This is a genomic window from Pseudomonas sp. Ost2 (genome assembly GCF_018326065.1).
GTDB classification, from domain to species: domain Bacteria; phylum Pseudomonadota; class Gammaproteobacteria; order Pseudomonadales; family Pseudomonadaceae; genus Aquipseudomonas; species Aquipseudomonas gingeri.
The window spans coordinates 2798587-2815523 of the sequence record NZ_AP021904.1; the positions used below are offsets into that span (position 1 = coordinate 2798587).

Here is a 16937-nt window from a genome sequence, read left to right on the forward strand (position 1 = left end):
GTGGCGAGCCGCAGCCGTGAGGCTCAGGCGATATACCCGGACACACCGTCCCACAGCAGTTTCATGGCCGTGACCACAAGCAGGCCATAGCACGCGCGGTACATCTGGCGCTGGTCCAGCCTGGCGTGCAACCGCCAGCCTAGCCAGACGCCGCAGGGCACGGCGAGCAGGCAGATCAGCGCCAGGTTCAGCACATTGCCGGTCGGCCTGGCGAGCAGCAGCCAGGGTACGGCCTTGAGCAGGTTGCCGACGGTGAAGAACATGCTGGTGGTGCCGGCATAGACCTGCTTGCTCAGGCCCAGCGGCAGCAGGTACATCGCCAGCGGTGGTCCGCCGGAGTGCGCGACCATGGTGGTGATGCCCGAGGTGACGCCGGCCGCCACTGCCTTGGGCGAGGAGCGCGGGCGTACCCGGACTTGCGCGCCGGCCTTGAACCAGAGGCCGACAAACACCAGGGTGATCGTGGCCATGACGATGGCGACCGCGCGGTGGTCCATCACGCGAAAGAGCAGGTAGCCCACGCCGATGCCGACGACAAGGCCCGGCACCAGCAGGTTCAGATCCGGCTTGGACCATGTCGACGGCTTCCAGTAGCGCAGGCCGAACAGGTCCATGGCGATGAACAGCGGGGCGAGCAGGCCGCCGGCAGTGATCGGGTCCATCACCAGGGACAGCAGCGGGATGCCGACGATGGCAAAGCCGCCACCGAACGCGCCTTTCATGAAGCAGATCAGGAAGACGCCGGCGAAGGTGACAAGGACCGTGGTGGTGGTCAGTTCGAGTTCCAAGGTGCTGTTTTCCTATTCCTGTTGCATGGCCGATACCAGGGCTTCGTGGCCGCGCTCGCGCAGGTGCGAGATCACGGATAGCCGATCGCGGTGGTCCTTGTTCTGGTTGAGTTTGCGCTTGCACTCGAGGCGCAGCGGCTCGATCTCGATGCCGACGATTTTCGCGACCATCTCGTCCAGATAGTCCCGAGGTGCGTCGCCCATTCTCCAGGGCCTGCTCTCACCGGCCTCGTGCTGTCGGGTCAGCAGGGCCAGGGTGCGACGTAGCAGCTTTTCTTCCGGCATCACCCGCAGGACACCCTGCACATGCACCACCTCGTAGTTCCAGGTCGGGACCTGGCGATGGGTTTCATGCTTGGATAGATAGCCGTTGGGCGAGATGTAGCCCTGCGCGCCACGGAAGATCACCAGGACCTGCCTGCCGTCACAGCGCTGCCACAGCGGATTGGCGCGGGCCACATGGGCGCTCAGCAGGCCGTGGGCGCCATGGGCGGTGTCCAGTTCAAAGGGCAGGTGGTCGGCATCCATGGCGCTTTCACCCTGGCTCACGAGGATGCCCAGCGGATTGTCGCGGATGATCCTGTGCAGGTGCTCGGGGCGCCGCTCTGCAAAGTGTTCGGGAATGTACATGGGGAATTCATTTTGGCTGGCTGGGAGGCCATAATCTCGGCCATGACCTGCACAATGAAAAGTGCCAGTTTCGAGGTTTTTCCATGGGCCAGTTTTCTTCTCCGAATGCATCCTCCCGCGGTAGCGAGCGGCGTATCTACGCCAGGCTGCGCCAGCAGATCGAGGACGGCACCCTTGTCGCCGGTGCGAAACTGGTCTCGACACGGGCCCTGGCGGCCGAACTCGGGGTTTCGCGAACCACGGTGACGGCTGCCTACGAGCAACTGGCCGCCGAGGGTTTTGTCGTGACCACGGCGGGGAAGGCGGCGCGGGTCGCGCAGGTGGTCGCTGCCTCGTCCGAGGGCGTCCGTTCAGACCACACGCCGCGCAAAGAATTGCCGCCGGCGCTTTCCCTGTATGGCCAGCGGGTTGCCGCGCTGACGCCCTACACCGTGGCTTCGCCGGGCGCGCGCATCGATTTCAGGTACGGCTCGGTTGCCTCGGGCGATTTTCCGGCCCTGGGCTGGCAGCGTGCCTATCGCGCCGAACTGGTCAAGCGCCAGCCGACCCTCTATTACGGCCAGCCGGAAGGGGAGGAGCGCCTGCGTCGGGCGTTGCAAGGTTATCTGCGACGGGCCCGGGGCCTGACCTGCGAGGCCGAGCAGATTCTGGTGGTGCACGGCTCGCAGCAGGGGCTCGACCTATGCGCCCGGCTTCTGCTCAACCCCGGCGACACCTTCGCCTTCGAGGAACCGGGTTATCGCATGGCCCGCTACTGCTTCGAGGCCACGGGCGCGACGGTGCTGCCGACGCCAGTCGATGCCAACGGGCTGGATACCGGCGCGTTGCCGGAAGACGACCGCGTGCGCCTGGCCTATGTGACGCCGTCGCACCAGTTTCCCATGGGCGCGGTGATTCCCATCGCACGCCGCCTGGAACTGCTGGCGTGGGCGAGTCGGCATCGGACGTGGATCATCGAGGACGATTACGGTGGCGAGTTCCGTTATGGCCAGCGTCCCATCGACGCGCTGCAATCGATGGACACGGAGGCCCGCGTCATCTACGTCGGTACCTTCTCCAAGGCACTCTCGCCGCAGTTGCGGTTGGGGTATCTGGTGCTGCCGCGCGAGCTGGTCCGGGTGTTCCGGGAAGCCAAGCGGCTGACCGATCGACACTCGGCACGCTGGGAACAGAACGTGCTCGCCGCGCTGATCGAAAGTGGCACCTATGAACGTCATGTCCGCCGTTTGCGCCGGGAGAACGAACGACGGCGCCGCGCCTTGCTGGAGGCGGTTGAAGAGCATCTGGCGGGGTGCGGGCAACTGGTCGGCATGGCCGCCGGGCTGCATGGCGTGCTGCTGTTACCGGCACTGCGCGCCGCGGATGAATCCGCATTGCGGGCCACTGCGCTGGAGCGCGGGGTGGGTGTCTATCCGCTTTCGCCGCTGTTCGCCGTTCCCGCGTCAGCCGCACAGGGACGGCCCGCCGGGCTTATCCTGGGCTATGCCGGCCTGACGACCCAGGACATTCACGAGGGCGTGCGGATTCTCGCCGGGGTGATTCGTGAGCTTCCAGGGACGAGCGCCTGAGGTCGTGGCGCCTGTCGACCAAGGCTGGGGTAAGATATCGGCCATTCCAATCACCGCGTCCCCATCAGCAATCGACGGTAACAGCATGATCGAAGTAACCGAGGTTTCCATTGCGCAATTGCGCGCGGCGCTCGAGTCCGGCCAGACAACGGCGGTCGAGCTGGTCCAGGCCTATCTCGCCCGGATCGATGCCTATGACGGCGCCGATACGCCCACCGCCCTCAACGCCGTGGTGGTGCGCAATCCCGCCGCGCTCGAAGAGGCCCGGGCGTCCGATGCCCGTCGGGCCAGGGGCGAGACCCTGGGGCTACTCGACGGCATTCCCTATACCGCCAAGGACAGTTATCTGGTCAAGGGCCTGACCGCCGCGTCCGGCAGCCCAGCCTTCGCCAATCTGGTCGCCTATCGCGATGCCTTCACCATCGAGCGGTTGCGCGCCGCCGGGGCGATCTGCCTGGGCAAGACCAATATGCCGCCCATGGCCAATGGCGGCATGCAGCGCGGGGTCTATGGCCGGGCGGAAAGCCCGTACAACGCCGACTACCTCACCGCACCCTTTGCCTCCGGTTCGTCGAACGGTGCCGGGACGGCAACCGCCGCCAGCTTTGCCGCCTTCGGCCTGGCTGAAGAGACCTGGTCAAGCGGTCGCGGGCCGGCCTCGAACAACGGCCTGTGCGCCTACACCCCATCGCGCGGGGTGATCTCGGTACGTGGCAACTGGCCGCTGACGCCAACCATGGACGTGGTCGTGCCCTATGCCCGGACCATGGCCGACCTGCTCGAAGTTCTCGATGTGGTGGTGGCAGAAGACAGCGACACCCGTGGCGACCTGTGGCGCCTGCAGCCCTGGGTGCCGATCCCGAGCGTGGCCTCGGTACGGCCCGAATCCTATGGCTCGCTCGCCGTCGGTGCCGAAGCCCTGGCCGGCAAGCGCCTGGGCGTGCCGCGCATGTTTATCAACGCCGACCCCGAGGCGGGCACCAGCGAAGCTCCCGGTATCGGTGGCCCGACCGGGCAGCGGATCAACACCCGCGCCTCGGTGATCGATCTCTGGCAGGCGGCGCGCCAGGCGCTCGAAGCCGCCGGTGCCGAGGTGGTCGAGGTCGACTTCCCGCTGGTGTCCAATTGCGAAGGTGATCGTCCCGGCGCGCCGACCGTGTTTACCCGCGGCCTGGTGTCCAAGGAGTTCCTGCACCATGAATTGTGGGACCTGACCGCCTGGGCCTTCGACGATTTCCTCCAGGCCAACGGCGACCCCAAGCTGAACCGCCTGGTGGATGTCGACGGTCCGCTGATTTTCCCCCACGACCCTGGCACCCTGCCCAATCGCGAGGGGGACCTGGCCGCCGGCATGGACGAGTATGTACGGATGGCCGAGCGCGGCATCACGCCATGGAACGAGATCAGCACCGTGCCGGATGGCCTGCGCGGTCTGGAAGAGACGCGGCGTATCGACCTGGAAGAGTGGATGGAGCGCCTCGGTCTCGACGCGGTGCTGTTCCCGACGGTGGCCGATGTCGGCCCGGCCAATGCCGATGTCGATCCGGTGTCGGCGGACATCGCCTGGAGCAACGGTATCTGGGTCGCCAACGGCAACCTGGCGATCCGGCACCTGGGTGTTCCGACCGTCACCGTGCCGATGGGCGTCATGGCGGATATCGGCATGCCGGTCGGCCTGACCTTCGCCGGCCGTGCCTATGACGATTCGACGTTGCTGCGCCTGGCCGCGGCGTACGAGGCCACCGGCAGCAAGCGCCTGATCCCGCCGCGTACCCCGGCACTGGCCGCTGCCAGGTAGCTGTCCTCGAGGGGTTGGGGCCGTTCTGGCTCCCAGCCCTTGCAGAACCTTGTTACGAGTACCTTGGGCTCGCCATCCCTGGCGTCATGACGTCACAGGGTGAACTTGCCCACCAGCATCTGCAGGTGGTTGCCCAGACGCGCGAGCTCGATGCTCGACGAGGCGGTTTCTTCACTGGCCGCCGAGGTCTGTTCGGAGATGTCGCGGACGTTGATCACGCTGCGATTGATTTCCTCGGCCACCGCGCTCTGCTGTTCGGCAGCCGTGGCGATCTGGTGGTTCATCGATTCGATCGCCAGTACCGACTGGGTGATGCCGTTCAGCGAGTTGCCGGCACGGCGGGTCAGTTCGACGCTGCTGTCGGTCAGCGTGCGGCTGCTTTCCAGGCTGATGGCGACCTTGTCGGTGCCGCCTTGCAGGCCGGTGATCAGTTGCTCGATTTCCTCGGTCGAGGTCTGGGTGCGTTGCGCCAGGCTGCGGACTTCATCGGCCACCACGGCAAAGCCGCGACCCGCTTCGCCGGCCCGCGCCGCCTCGATGGCGGCGTTGAGCGCCAGCAGGTTGGTCTGTTGCGCCACGGACTTGATGACGTCGAGGACGCTGCCGATCTTGTCGCTTTCCTGCTTGAGGTCGTTCATCGCCGCCGTGGAGTTGTTCACCTCGCCGGCGAGCTTTTCGATCTGCGCCATGGCCAGGGCCAGCACCTGGTCACCTTCGCGGGCTTCATGGGTGGCGTTGACCGCAGCACTGGAAGCCTGTTCGGCGTTGCGTGCGACTTCCTGGACGGTCGCGGCCATTTCGTTCATGGCGGTGGCGACCTGGTCGGTTTCCAGTTTCTGGCTGTTGACCCCGGCACGGGTCTGCTCGGTGACCGCCGACAGTTCTTCGGCGGCACTGGCGATCTGCACCACGCCATCGCGCAGGCCGCCGATCAGTTCGCGCAGGTTCAGGGTCATGCGTTGCATGCTCAGTTGCAGCATGCCCAGTTCGTCGCGGCGCGAGACCACGGCATCGTCGGTCAGGTTACCGCCGGCCACGCGTTCGGCGCGGCGCAGGGTTTCCATCAGCGGGCTGACGATCAGTCGGGTGATCACCCAGGCGGCGATAATCCCCAGCAGCAATGCGGCGAGGACGGCGCCACCGAGCAGATTGCGGGCATTCAGGACATCGTCGAGGCGCTGGTCGATCTGGTCCTGCGACAACTCCTGGGTCGTCGCGAGCAGGTTCTTGATATCGCCATTGAGCTGCACCTGGGCGCTGTCGGCCTTGGTCTGGGCATCGCTGAACAGGCCGACGGTCGCGCGATAGTCGACCATGGCCTGTTGCAGGCGCTGCACACCGTCAGCTTCGGCGGCGGGCAGCAGGGTGCCGAGGGTCTTGATATAGGCGATGGCCTGGTCGATCGCGTCCTTGGCCGGTTGTTGCAGCTCGGCCTTGAGGCTGTAGCTGTAGCCGCGCAACTGGAAGCGTGCCTGCTGGACCACGGTCTGCGCTTTCACCAGGTCGTCGATCTGGGCCTGGTCGCCGATGGGCGAGGTGGCGATCTCCATGAGCTTTTTCAGTTCGGCCACGGCGTCGTCGGCGTGACCGCCAAACACCGAGCGAGTGGCATCGCGGGCCTGGACCGCCTGGGTGAAATCGTTGAAGTGAGCGCGGTAGCTCTTGACCGTGGTGATTGCCGTTTCGAGGTAGGGAATGCTGACCGGCGAAACAAATACCGAACGGCTGTGGGCCAGGTGGCTGTCGAGGCTGTCCAGCAGTTTGACCACCGCCGCGGCGCGTTCGGCATCCGGGTTGAGGCTGTAGTAGAGGTGACCGTTGCGCATGTCCCGGGCGAGGTCGTTGAGCTTGGCGATATCGAGGATCCGGTCGCTGCGTTCACTCAGCGACTTGATACCCAGCCAGCCGGTTGTCGCGATCAACAGGGTCAGCACCATGACGATCCCAAAGCCCAGGGCGAGCTTGGCTCTGACGCTTATGTTCTCCAGCATCCTGTTAATGGGGGCAAGCATTGAACAATCTCCGCCGGTACGAACCGCTGATAGGAGGGCGCCTGGCCCTCGATTGATTAGGTCACAGCAGAGGTATCGGTCGGGAAAATTGAAACTTTATGTTTCCGGATGGCTGGTTGCGTGTTTCTGTGCGAGGGGGCCTGGAGCCGGCGGCTTGGTGAGATGGTTCAGTACGTGGTGCACCACGGCCTGTTGCGCTTTTTCCCGCCGCAGGTCCAGGGCGTCCGGGTGCTGTGCCGTGCCCTCGACACTGAAAAATGTCACATCGAGCAGGCCGATGGTCGCCAGTACGGCTTTCAGGTAGGGCCGCAGGAAGTCTGGCTGCTGGGCGTTTTCGCTGGAGAAGAGGCCGCCGGAGGCGATGGCCACCAGCACGGGACGGTCGCGCAGAGTGCCGACCTTGCCGGCGGGGGTGATGCGGAAGGTCCGGTCCACCTGGACCACATGGTCGAGCCAGGCCTTCAGCGTCGAGGGCACCGTCAGGTTATGCATGGGCGTGGCGATCACCACGTAGTCGGCACTTTCCAGCTCGCGGATCAACTGTTCGGATTGCAGCAGGGTGCCGCTCACGCCCAGGGTATCGGCAGGTTCCCTGCGTTTGCTCGAAGCCTGTGCATGTGCGCCATCGATATGCGCCAGTGCGCCGACACCCCGTTCGGTGATCACGACGTCATGACCGCGATGATGCTCGATCAGCTCGTTGATCAGGGTTTGCGAAAGCCGCTGGCTTTCCGAGGCGCGGCCCCTGGGGCTGCAGGTCACGTGCAGTACTCTCATGGATGAATCCTTTGCGGGCTGGCTGTCAGAATGGCCATGATGGGGGCTCCCGGCCCCCTGAAGAAGATCCAAGAACCGTCTGTTCGAATAGGCCATGAGCACGCTGGCGGGTCGGCGCTAGAGCAGTTCCAGGATGCGTTTGCCCAGTTGTTCCGCGTGCGCCTGCGAGTCGATGTTGGCGAACCCGAGCAGCAGGGCCGGGCCGGTTTGCCCCTCGATGTTCCATTCGCTCAGGGCTTCGGCGTAGATGCCGGCCTGTCGCAGGCGGGCCACCAGCGCCCGGTCGCACTGCTGCGGCGCCAGTCGCAGGATCAGGTGCATGCCACCCGGCTGGGCATCGATCCGCACCTCCTGGCCCAGGGCCTTGTTCAACCCCCTGACGGTCGCTTCCCGGCGTTCGGCGTAGAGTTTGCGCATGCGCTGGATATGCCGGGCGAAGTGGCCTTCGCTCATGAACGTGGCGACGATGGCCTGGGTGAGCTCCGGGCAGTTGCCGAGAAACATCTGGCCGACCTGTTCGAAACGTTCCACTTGTGCCGGGGGCACCACCAGGTAGGCGATCCGGATGCCAGGGAACAGCACCTTGCTGAAGGTCCCGGCATACAGCACCCGACCCTCGCGATCCAGGCTCTTGAGCGCGGGCAATGGCCGGCTGACGTAGCGGTACTCGCCGTCGTAGTCATCTTCGACAATCCAGGCCTGCTGGCGGCCGGCCCACTCCAGCAGTTCCAGGCGCCGGGGCAGGGACAGCGATACGGACAGCGGGCTCTGGTGCGCCGGTGTGACCACCGCCGCGCGGGCGACGGGCGAGCGTTCGATGCCGTCGCCGACCCGCATGCCATCCTGGTCGACCGCGACCGCGACCGTTTCCATGCGCAGGTACTCCAGCAGTTGTCGGGTCGGTGCATAGCCCGGGTCCTCGACCAGCACGCGGTCTCCCGGTTCGAGCAGGGCATGGGCGATCAGCGCCAGGGTATTGCGATAGCCCGAGGTGACGAATACCTGGGAGGGCAGGCAGGCGATGCCCCGTGCCACCTGCAGGTAGCTGGCGATGGCCGTGCGCAGGGACTCCAGGCCGAGCACCGAGGGGTTGGCCATGTCGGCGATCTGCGTGGCACGCACGCAGCGTGCGCCCAACTGCGCCCAGATTTTCCGGGGAAAGGCGTCCAGGGCCGGCAGGGCCATCTGAAACGGCAGGACCGGTGCCTTGTGCCGGATCGACAGGCCTTCGACCGGGTTGGGTCCCTGGTCCGGATGGCCCTTGAGGACCGGGCTCCTGATGTCCGGTGATACCACCGTGCCGGCCTGGCCCCTGGACTGGATGTAGCCCTCGGCACTGAGCAGGGAATACGCGGTGTCGATGGTGCCACGGGCCAGGCCCAGCTCCTTGGCCAGCGCCCGCGCGGCGGGAATCCGTTCGCCGGGGCTGAGCAGGCCGTCACTGATCGCCCCGCGAAAACGCCAATAGAGCTGACGGTAGACGGGCTCCTTCGAATCGGGATCGAGGGGGGAGAAACGCGGAGTCGGTCGGGTCATGGTCGCTATGGTTCTGGAAGAGAATGGCTCATGGCCTATAACTAAAGGCTAATCATGGATCTTTTTCAATGGGCCAAGTCGTCGCAGGATAGAACCCTTCAAACAGCCAATACAAGGATTCATCATGACTCAACGTCTCGACTACGCTACCGCTTCGCCCGAAGGCTACAAGGCTTTTGGAGGCGTCTATGTGTACCTGCAGAAGTGTGGTTTTTCCGCCGAACTGATCGATCTGGTCTATCTGCGGGTGTCTCAGCTCAATGGTTGTGCCTACTGCATCGACATGCACACCCGTGACCTGCTCAAGCTCGGCGTGGCCGTCGAGAAACTGGTGCTGGTGCCGGTATGGCGCGATGCCGGGGCGCTGTTCAGCAACCGCGAGCAGGTGGCCCTGGCGTGGGCGGAAACCGTGACCCGGGTCGCCGAAAGCGGCGTGCCGGATGCCGACTATGCCGCGGCGGCGGCCGAGTTCAGCGACAAGGAACTCGCCGACCTGACCTATGCCATCGGGCTGATGAACGCCTTCAACCGCTTTGGCGTGACCTTCCGTTCGACTCCCGTGGCCGCCGGCAAGGCCTGATACCCACCCCGTGGCGCCCGACCCCTGGCCTGGCGCCCACCACTTCGAAGGAATTGGCATTTATGGCATGGGCACTGTTGGGCATTGCCGGCATTCTCGAAATCGCCTTCGCCTTCTTCATGAAGGGCTCCGAAGGTTTTACCCGCCTGGTCCCCGGGCTGCTGACGGTTGCCTGCGGCCTGTCGAGCGTCGTCCTGCTCTCGCTGGCGCTGCGCACGTTGCCGGTGGGGACGGCCTATGCGGTATGGACCGGGATCGGCGCGGCAGGCACCGCGATACTGGGCATGGCGTTGCTGGGCGACTCGATGGCGCCGCTGCGCATCCTTTGCATCGGCGTGATCCTGGCGGGGGTTATCGGGCTCAAACTGGTCTCGACAAACTGAACCGGGAGCATGACGGGTTTCGCGCCTTGAGCGATACTGGGAGGCTTTCGCCCCAGGGCGATATCGAAATCAGGTCCGTGCCGGAGTGCGCGGGCCGCAAGGAGCCGGATCAGGATGTTGGCGGTACTCAGGCGTTACCCGACTTCGGTCAATCTGCTGTTGGCTTCTTCGTTGATCCTGACCCTGGGACGGGCCATCACGCTGCCCTACCTGGTGATCTTCCTGTCCTCGCAGTTTTCCCTGGGGATCAGCGAGATCGGCCTGGTGGTCGGCATTGCGCTGGTGGCGGGGTCGCTGCTCAGCGTGTATGGCGGCTACCTGACGGACAAGGGTTCCAGCTTCCACCTGATCCTGGGCTTCACGGCGCTGTTCGTGCTCGGTTTTATCGGCATGTGCATGACCCACCGGCTCTGGCTGTTCTTCATATTCCTGGTGCTGTTCAACTTCGCCTACTCGGTGATCGACGTGGTGGTCAAGGCGACCCTGGGCCGCGTGCTGCCGGAAGCGGAACAGGCCAGCGTGTTCTCGGTGCGCTACACGCTGATCAATATCGGCTATGCGGTCGGGCCGTTTATCGGCGCGGGCCTGGCGCACCTCGATATGCGCTTGCCCTTTGTGGTCTCCGCCCTGTTGGGCGTGGTGTCATTGCTGACCTACTACAACTTCGGTGACCGGCAGCTCAGCCCGGTCGATCGGGCCCGGGCGCCGGTGTCCTTTATCGGTGTGGGCCGGATCCTGCTGCGGGACAAGCGCCTGGTCTGCTTCACCCTGGGCGGCCTGCTCAGCGCCGTGGTGTTCGGCCAGTTCACCGCCTATCTGTCACAGTTCCTGGTGACCACCGGCACCCCGGAGTTCGCCTACAGCATCATCAGTTCGGTGGTGGCGGTGAATGCGGTGGTGGTCATCTGCCTGCAGTTCGTGGTGGGCAAACGCATCAGCCAACAGCACCTGAACCTGTGGCTGACAGCGGGCTTCAGCCTGTTCCTGCTCGGGGTGACCGGATTTGCCCTGTCGAGCACGGTGCTGCACTGGTCGCTGGCCATGGCAGTGTTCACCCTGGGGGAAATCATCGTGTTTCCCGCCGAGTACATGTTTATCGACCGTATCGCTCCCCAGCACCTGCGCGGCATGTATTACGGCGCGCAGAACCTGTCCACCCTGGGCGGTGCGCTGGGCCCGGTGCTCTGCGGTTTTGCCCTGGCCTGGTGGGCGCCGCATTTCATGTTCTACATGCTGGCGGGCTTTATCATCGCCGGCGGCTGTTTCTACCTGATCGGCGCCGCTTATGCACGCCAGCACGATGCCAGTGAGGCAAGCCGCCGGCAGGGGTGACTCGGGAGCGTCGTGGCGACTCAAGGGGCAGGGCCTTATCGGCAGGATGGGATTGTCTGCATCTGTTGTTGCCCGCGTCCCGGTCACTGGGCATTATCCGGGGTTCTGATCAAGGAGTGAGAACCATGGCCCAGCCCCGGCTGCACCTGATGTGCGGCAAGATCGCCTCGGGTAAGTCCACCCTGGCGAGAACCCTCGCCGAGGCCCACGACGCCATTCTGCTGGGCGAAGACCCGTGGCTGGCCACCCTCTATCCGGGGGAGATCGCCTCGGTGGCCGACTATGTCCGTTGCGCTCGGCGAATTCGCGGCGTGCTGGGCCCGCTGGTCACCGGGATGCTGTCGAAGGGCCTGTCGGTGGTGCTGGATTTTCCTGCCAATACGGCCGCTGATCGCCTGTGGCTGCGGGCCCTGGCCGACGAGGCCGGGGCCGGCCACAACCTGCATTTCATCGATCTGGATGATGCCACCTGCCGGGCTCGCCTGCATGAGCGAAACGCCAGGGGCGATCATGACTTTGCGGCAACGGATGCCGAATTCGACCTGATCTCCAGCTACTTCAGCGCCCCTGGGGAAACCGAAGGCCTGGAGATTGTCCGCTATTAGGGCGACTTGCACTCGCCCGGCGGCACGTTATCGACCTGGCGTGGTTCGCCGCAGTGTCAACGGCGGGCCGAGGGCCTGCGGCCTCTCGCGGTTTCAGCCGCCCTGGGTGCTGCTGGCACTGGCCATCTGCTGGGGCTTGCAGTTGAGGTAGGGCGAGGACTTCAGCCAGCGTCGGTCGGGATACCAGGAGAACATGAACTGGCCGTCCTTGAGCTTGTCGACCACCTGTCGCGCCACCTGCGGGCGCACGGCGGGACAGCCCTGGCTACGGCCGATGCGACCTTCGCGCCTGCTCCACAGCGGGCTGACGTAGTCGGCGGCATGAATCACGATGTCACGGTCGCGGGCGAGGTCATTGAAGCCCGGCTCCAGGCCGTCCATGCGCAACGAGTAACCGTGGGTGCCCTCATAGCTTTCCTGGGTCCGGAACAGGCCCAGGCTCGACTGGTAGCTGCCCATCCGGTTGGAGAACCGGGTGGCGAAGTTTTCCCCGGATTTCTGCCCATGGGCGACGAGGTCACGCAGCACCAGGGTTCTCTTGCGCAGGTCGAAGATCCACAGGCGCCGCGCCGTCGAGGGTTGCGAGTAGTCGATCACGGCTAGGCGTTCGGATTGCCCATGGCCCTGATTGATCGCGCATTGCATGGCGTTCAGGGCGCTTTTCAGCACCAGGGGGTTGAGTTCCGGCGCGGCGTGGGCGAGGCTGCCATACAGCGTCGGTTTCGGAGCGCTGGCGGCCAGGGCAGAACTGCCGGGCGCGGCCAGGGTCATAATGAACAGGCTCAGAATGCTCAGGCAGAGTCGGTAGCAAGATGTCAGCATATAGGGAGCGTCTCCGCCGTTGGTGCAGGCCTGCGCATCCCATCGGTCCCGGAACAGCACGATCACGGGCTGCCTTGAGGGCTTGTCGCCTCTGTCGTAACTATAGACCGCCCATGGAATGACCGTGGATTGGAGCCAAGCCTTTGTTCAAAAAACACGCATGTTACTTGAGCATTTGCCTGCTCGTTGCACCGCTGGTCGCGACAGCGGAGGATCTGCCTGTCGAGCCGTCGACGCCGTTGCAATCGGCGCTGGCACAGTTGTCGACCGACTGCCCCGCGCTGGCGGTGCAACTCGATGCGCCGGCACGTCTGCGCCTGCAGGCGTTCTATCTGCAGCACGACAATGTGCCGCTCTGGTCCGGCAATGACCGCTTGTCGGCGTTGCAGGCGCAACTACCGTTGCTGGCCGATGACGGCCTCGATCCGGCACGCTATCCGTTGCCCCGTGACACCGACGCGGGCAATGCGCTGTGCACCGATATCGAGATCAGCCGGCAGTACCTTCAAGTCCTGCAGGACCTGCATTTCGGTCGCCTGTCCCAGGCCCGCTTCGAGCCGGTCTGGCACTCCCAGCCGGCCGCGCAGGACGCGGACGCCCGGTTGCTGATGCTGGCCGCGACCGGGTTGCAGGATATGGCCCGGGGGTTCGCTCAGGCGCGGCCGAATGCCGAGTTGTACCTCAGCCTGCGGCGCATCTACGCGCAACAGCGCCTGCAGCCACTGCTGCATTGGCCAATGGTGGCCGGCGGCCCCTTGCTGCGTCCGGGCATGGAGGACCCGCGGGTGCCGGTATTGGCCGAGCGGCTGTTGGCCGAGGGCTACCTGCAAAGCCTGCCCGGCGGTCCGGAAAAGACCTACGGCGAAGAACTGGCCGATGCGGTCAGGCAATTCCAGCTGCGGCATTCGCTGCAATCCGATGGCGTGATCGGACCGGGCACCCTGACCGAGCTGAATATCAGCCCGGCGCTGCGCCGCGAGCAGTTGCGCATCAACCTCGAACGCTTTCGCTGGCTGGCGCCGGACCTGGAGCCCGAAGGCGTGCTGGTGAATGTCGCGGCGGCGCAGTTGAGCGTCTACCACGAAGGCGCGCCGATCTGGCAGACCCGCCTGCAGGTCGGCCGGGCCGAGCGGCAGACGCCGCTGTTGAAATCGCGGGTCACCCGCCTGACCCTGAACCCGACCTGGACTGTGCCGCCGACCATCCTGCGCGAAGACAAGCTGCCGGCCATCCGCCTGGACCCGGCGGCGTACCTGAGCCAGCAGAACCTGCAAGTGCTGGACAGCGAAGGCCATCCGCTGGCGGCGGACAGCATCGACTGGGAGCGGCCGGGCAATATCCTCCTGCGCCAGGAGGCCGGTCCGCGCAACCCGCTGGGCAAGATCGTCCTGCGCTTTCCCAATCCGTTCTCGGTGTACCTGCACGACACGCCCAGCCAACCCCTGTTCGCCAAGGGGCCCCGGGCCTTCAGCTCGGGCTGCGTGCGGGTCGAGCAACCGCTGCACCTGCGCGACCTGCTGTTGACTCCGGCGGAGCGGACCAGGACCGACGAACTGCTGGCCAGCGGCACCACCCACGAGTTCCGCCTGGCGGCACCGGTGCCGATCCTGCTCGGCTACTGGACGGTCCAGGTCGACGGTGACGGCGCCTTGCTCTATGCGCCGGATATCTATGCACGCGATCCGCTGCTGTTGAAGGCCTTGGGCAGTTCGTCCTGAGGCCGTCTTTCATGTCGCTATTTCAACGCAGGATCCCCCGGATTGAGTTGTTTCCAGGCCTGGAGCAAGACCTGGGCCTTGGGTTCGTGGCCGTTTTCCAGGTAGTACTGGATCAATGAGAGCCGGGCATTGCGCTGGGTCGGCTGGTGCTTGAGCAGCGTTTCCAGTTCGGCGCAGGCGGCCTCGACCTGGCCGCTGTCGTGCAGCGCCACCGCCAGCACATAACCGTACTGGGGATTCCGCGGTTCCAGGCGTGCGGCCTTGCGCAGGGCAGGCAGGGCCTGCGCGGTGTTGCCGGCGCGGATCAGCGCCAGGCCCCGGGCGTGTTGCAGTAACGCGGCATCGGGGTGTTCCTTCAGGGCCTGGTCCAGCCGTTGCCCGGCCTCGCTGCCGCGTCCGTTGGCCTCCAGCCATTGCACCAGGGTCACCAGCGCCGGCAGGAAGTCCGGATCGCGCAGCAACGCGGTCCGCAGCAGTGCCTCGACCTGGGGGCCGCGGCCGGTGGCCTGATACAGCATCGCCAGGTTGAGGTTGGCCTCGGCGCGTTCCCTGAGGTTCGATTGCACCTGTTCGTACTCACCGATGGCCTTGTTCCAGGCCGGCTGGGCGGCGCCCAGGCCGGTGGCCGAAGCACCCAGCAGTTCGCGCGCGGCGCTGATGCGCACGGCCTTGACCGGGTCTTCGAGCAGCGGTGCCAGCAGGGCCGTGCGCTCGGCCGGCGGGACAAAGGCGCTGACGGCGCGCAGGGCACTTTCACGCACCTGCGGTTCACCATGGGCCAGATCCTTGCTGGCAAGTTTCAAGGCCTGCTCACTGGGGTAGGACGGCAATTCGGCCAGCAGGGTGGCGCGCTGGATCGCGGGCAGGTTGCTGCGTTGCAACTGCTGGTAGAGGGCTTCGGCCGCGCCGGGGCGACCGTCACGGATCAACAGCAGGCTCTCGTCGTAACGGGGTGCGGCGGGGGCCGAGCTGTCGTGCCAGAGCTTGAACTGCGCGGTGACCTTGTCGCCCGCCGCGCCCTGGTGACAACCCAGGCAGGCATCCGGCGTGCCGAGGACCCTGGCCCGTTCCGGGTTGGGAATACTGAAGCTGTGGTCATGGCGAAAGTCGTTGCCCATATAGAATTTTCCCGGCATATGGCAGTCGATGCATTGCGCTCCCGGCTGGCCGGGTTGATGCCGATGGTGCTCGGGCGAGTCGTAGTCTTTCGCTTGCAGGCCACGGCCGTCGACACCGGCGACGGCACTCTTGCCCGAGGGGTTGTGGCATTGCAGGCACACGCCATTTCCCGTGGCCTTGAGTTCGCCGCTGTGGGGGTTGTGGCAATCGCTGCAGCGCACGCCCTTGTCGAACATCTTGCTCTGCAGGAACGAGCCGTGCTCGAACACCTCGTCCTTGATCTTGCCATCGAGGGCATAGAGTTCGCGGGTCAGCACGCTGGGCAGGTAGTCGTCCATCAAGCGCTTGCCCACGGTGTAGCCGTCACCCAGCGGGGCACGACGGGCATGGCAGCGGGCGCAGGTCTCGATCTCGACGGTGGCGTACTTGCTGGCGAGGTCGACGGCGAACCCCTTGTGGATCAGGTCGCTCTTTGCGGCTGTCCATTGCAGGTGATTCGACGCCGGGCCATGGCAGGCCTGGCAGCCGACGCCGAGGCTGTTCCAGTGGCTGGCGAAGCGGTTGCCGGCGGCGTCGAAGTTGCGCTGGTAACCGGTGGTATGGCACTCGACGCACATGAAGTTGGCGTTCTGGCTCGGCTTGCTCCAGTGCAGCGGGTTCTTGAAGTCCACGCCCTGGCCGGGGTAGAGGTGGAACCAGCGGTGCTTCTCGGTATCCCAGGCGACGCCGAGGGCCTGCAGGCGGCCACCGGGGGCTTCCAGCAGGTACTGCTGCAGCGGCGCGATGCCAAAGGTATAGGCGACCTTGAAGTCGGCGGCGACACCGTCGGCGCCCTGGGTGTTGACCCAGAAGTCCTGGTCGCGACGAAAGAAGCGGGTCTGCTGCTGTTCCAGGTTCACGCTGACATCGGCGAAGTCGCCCAGTACCGTTTCCGCTGTTGCCGCCTGCATCGCCAGCTGGTGGTGGGAACCTTGCCAGTCCTTGGCCTGGGGCGCGTGGCAGCCCTGGCATTGTTGTTCGTCGACCATTTGCGCGGCGGGAGTCGCAGGGGCCTGGGCCACCGCTGGCGGGCCGGCCGGGGGGGCGGTGGGGAGTGCCCGTACGGGCGTGCTGTCTTGCAGGGACCACCAGATGCCCACGGTCACCAGCAGCAGGAGCGCGGCGGTGACGGGGAGCAGGTAGCGGGACAGGCGCGAAGGGGAAGCGGAGGGTGCGGTTTGTTTTTTTTGCTTGGGCATTGAGACATCCGTTGTCCAACTGCATTGACCC

14 protein-coding genes are annotated in these 16937 nt (G+C 65.4%); 7 read left to right on the forward strand and 7 right to left on the reverse strand.

Going from position 1 to position 16937, the window contains the following annotated elements:
• Nucleotides 1–23 precede the first annotated feature (23 nt).
• Both KI243_RS12225 and KI243_RS12230 read right to left on the reverse strand, forming a co-directional pair.
• Nucleotides 24–788 (reverse strand): sulfite exporter TauE/SafE family protein, encoded by a 765-nt coding sequence (locus tag KI243_RS12225; RefSeq protein WP_177086233.1) that lies wholly within the window; start codon nucleotides 786–788, stop codon nucleotides 24–26.
• Nucleotides 789–800: 12 nt separating this feature from the next.
• A complete protein-coding gene (locus tag KI243_RS12230) occupies nucleotides 801–1418 on the reverse strand; it encodes an FMN-binding negative transcriptional regulator (protein WP_177106635.1) in 618 nt (205 codons plus the stop codon).
• Nucleotides 1419–1501: 83 nt separating this feature from the next.
• Here KI243_RS12230 and KI243_RS12235 point away from each other — a divergent pair, with 83 nt between their 5' ends.
• Together KI243_RS12235 and KI243_RS12240 are read left to right on the forward strand one after the other, a co-directional pair.
• Entirely contained in the window at nucleotides 1502–2986 is a 1485-nt protein-coding gene (locus tag KI243_RS12235) for a PLP-dependent aminotransferase family protein (RefSeq protein ID WP_212810867.1), read from the forward strand.
• 85 nt (nucleotides 2987–3071) lie between these two features.
• Nucleotides 3072–4784 carry an amidase gene (locus tag KI243_RS12240; protein WP_212810868.1) on the forward strand — a complete coding sequence of 571 codons (1713 nt, stop codon included), beginning with the start codon at nucleotides 3072–3074 and terminating at the stop codon, nucleotides 4782–4784.
• 92 nt (nucleotides 4785–4876) lie between these two features.
• Here KI243_RS12240 and KI243_RS12245 read toward each other — a convergent pair whose 3' ends face one another.
• From KI243_RS12245 to KI243_RS12255, 3 genes are all read right to left on the reverse strand, one after another.
• Entirely contained in the window at nucleotides 4877–6796 is a 1920-nt protein-coding gene (locus KI243_RS12245) for a methyl-accepting chemotaxis protein (protein ID WP_244861844.1), read from the reverse strand.
• 96 nt (nucleotides 6797–6892) lie between these two features.
• Nucleotides 6893–7573 carry an NAD(P)H-dependent oxidoreductase gene (locus KI243_RS12250; RefSeq protein WP_212810869.1) on the reverse strand — a complete coding sequence of 227 codons (681 nt, stop codon included), beginning with the start codon at nucleotides 7571–7573 and terminating at the stop codon, nucleotides 6893–6895.
• A gap of 117 nt (nucleotides 7574–7690) precedes the next feature.
• On the reverse strand, nucleotides 7691–9109 hold the full coding sequence (locus KI243_RS12255) for a PLP-dependent aminotransferase family protein (protein ID WP_212810870.1): 1419 nt from the start codon (nucleotides 9107–9109) through the stop codon (nucleotides 7691–7693).
• 124 nt (nucleotides 9110–9233) lie between these two features.
• Between KI243_RS12255 and KI243_RS12260 the strand changes: the two genes are divergently transcribed.
• From KI243_RS12260 to KI243_RS12275, 4 genes are all read left to right on the forward strand, one after another.
• Entirely contained in the window at nucleotides 9234–9689 is a 456-nt protein-coding gene (locus KI243_RS12260) for a carboxymuconolactone decarboxylase family protein (RefSeq protein WP_017128973.1), read from the forward strand.
• A gap of 62 nt (nucleotides 9690–9751) precedes the next feature.
• The gene (locus tag KI243_RS12265) at nucleotides 9752–10072 is read left to right on the forward strand and encodes a multidrug efflux SMR transporter (protein ID WP_017128974.1); all 321 of its coding nucleotides are present in this window, start codon (nucleotides 9752–9754) and stop codon (nucleotides 10070–10072) included.
• A gap of 114 nt (nucleotides 10073–10186) precedes the next feature.
• On the forward strand, nucleotides 10187–11404 hold the full coding sequence (locus KI243_RS12270; RefSeq protein ID WP_017128975.1) for an MFS transporter: 1218 nt from the start codon (nucleotides 10187–10189) through the stop codon (nucleotides 11402–11404).
• 125 nt (nucleotides 11405–11529) lie between these two features.
• Nucleotides 11530–12009, forward strand: coding sequence for an ATP-binding protein (locus KI243_RS12275; protein ID WP_017128976.1), 480 nt, complete (start codon nucleotides 11530–11532; stop codon nucleotides 12007–12009).
• A 93-nt stretch (nucleotides 12010–12102) separates the two neighbouring features.
• Here the strand turns inward: KI243_RS12275 and KI243_RS12280 are convergent, their stop codons facing one another.
• Complete coding sequence (locus KI243_RS12280) at nucleotides 12103–12780, reverse strand: murein L,D-transpeptidase catalytic domain family protein (RefSeq protein ID WP_177116440.1); 678 nt, start codon at nucleotides 12778–12780, stop codon at nucleotides 12103–12105.
• A gap of 194 nt (nucleotides 12781–12974) precedes the next feature.
• On the opposite strand from KI243_RS12280, the gene KI243_RS12285 reads away from it, so the two are divergent.
• Entirely contained in the window at nucleotides 12975–14549 is a 1575-nt protein-coding gene (locus KI243_RS12285) for a L,D-transpeptidase family protein (protein ID WP_212810871.1), read from the forward strand.
• Between the two features lie 17 nt (nucleotides 14550–14566).
• On the opposite strand, the gene KI243_RS12290 is transcribed toward KI243_RS12285, so the two are convergent.
• Nucleotides 14567–16906, reverse strand: coding sequence for a tetratricopeptide repeat protein (locus KI243_RS12290; protein WP_212810872.1), 2340 nt, complete (start codon nucleotides 16904–16906; stop codon nucleotides 14567–14569).
• Between the last annotated feature and the right edge of the window lie 31 nt (nucleotides 16907–16937).

Excerpts from the sequence above, each read along its gene's own strand:
- KI243_RS12230 (WP_177106635.1), bottom strand. The coding sequence starts at position 1,418 with ATGTACATTCCCGAACACTTTGCAGAGCGGCGCCCCGAGCACCTGCAC.
- KI243_RS12235 (WP_212810867.1), top strand. The coding sequence starts at position 1,502 with ATGGGCCAGTTTTCTTCTCCGAATGCATCCTCCCGCGGTAGCGAGCGG.
- KI243_RS12240 (WP_212810868.1), top strand. The coding sequence starts at position 3,072 with ATGATCGAAGTAACCGAGGTTTCCATTGCGCAATTGCGCGCGGCGCTC.
- KI243_RS12245 (WP_244861844.1), bottom strand. The coding sequence starts at position 6,796 with ATGCTTGCCCCCATTAACAGGATGCTGGAGAACATAAGCGTCAGAGCC.
- KI243_RS12250 (WP_212810869.1), bottom strand. The coding sequence starts at position 7,573 with ATGAGAGTACTGCACGTGACCTGCAGCCCCAGGGGCCGCGCCTCGGAA.
- KI243_RS12255 (WP_212810870.1), bottom strand. The coding sequence starts at position 9,109 with ATGACCCGACCGACTCCGCGTTTCTCCCCCCTCGATCCCGATTCGAAG.
- KI243_RS12260 (WP_017128973.1), top strand. The coding sequence starts at position 9,234 with ATGACTCAACGTCTCGACTACGCTACCGCTTCGCCCGAAGGCTACAAG.
- KI243_RS12265 (WP_017128974.1), top strand. The coding sequence starts at position 9,752 with ATGGCATGGGCACTGTTGGGCATTGCCGGCATTCTCGAAATCGCCTTC.
- KI243_RS12270 (WP_017128975.1), top strand. The coding sequence starts at position 10,187 with ATGTTGGCGGTACTCAGGCGTTACCCGACTTCGGTCAATCTGCTGTTG.
- KI243_RS12275 (WP_017128976.1), top strand. The coding sequence starts at position 11,530 with ATGGCCCAGCCCCGGCTGCACCTGATGTGCGGCAAGATCGCCTCGGGT.
- KI243_RS12280 (WP_177116440.1), bottom strand. The coding sequence starts at position 12,780 with ATGACCCTGGCCGCGCCCGGCAGTTCTGCCCTGGCCGCCAGCGCTCCG.
- KI243_RS12290 (WP_212810872.1), bottom strand. The coding sequence starts at position 16,906 with ATGCCCAAGCAAAAAAAACAAACCGCACCCTCCGCTTCCCCTTCGCGC.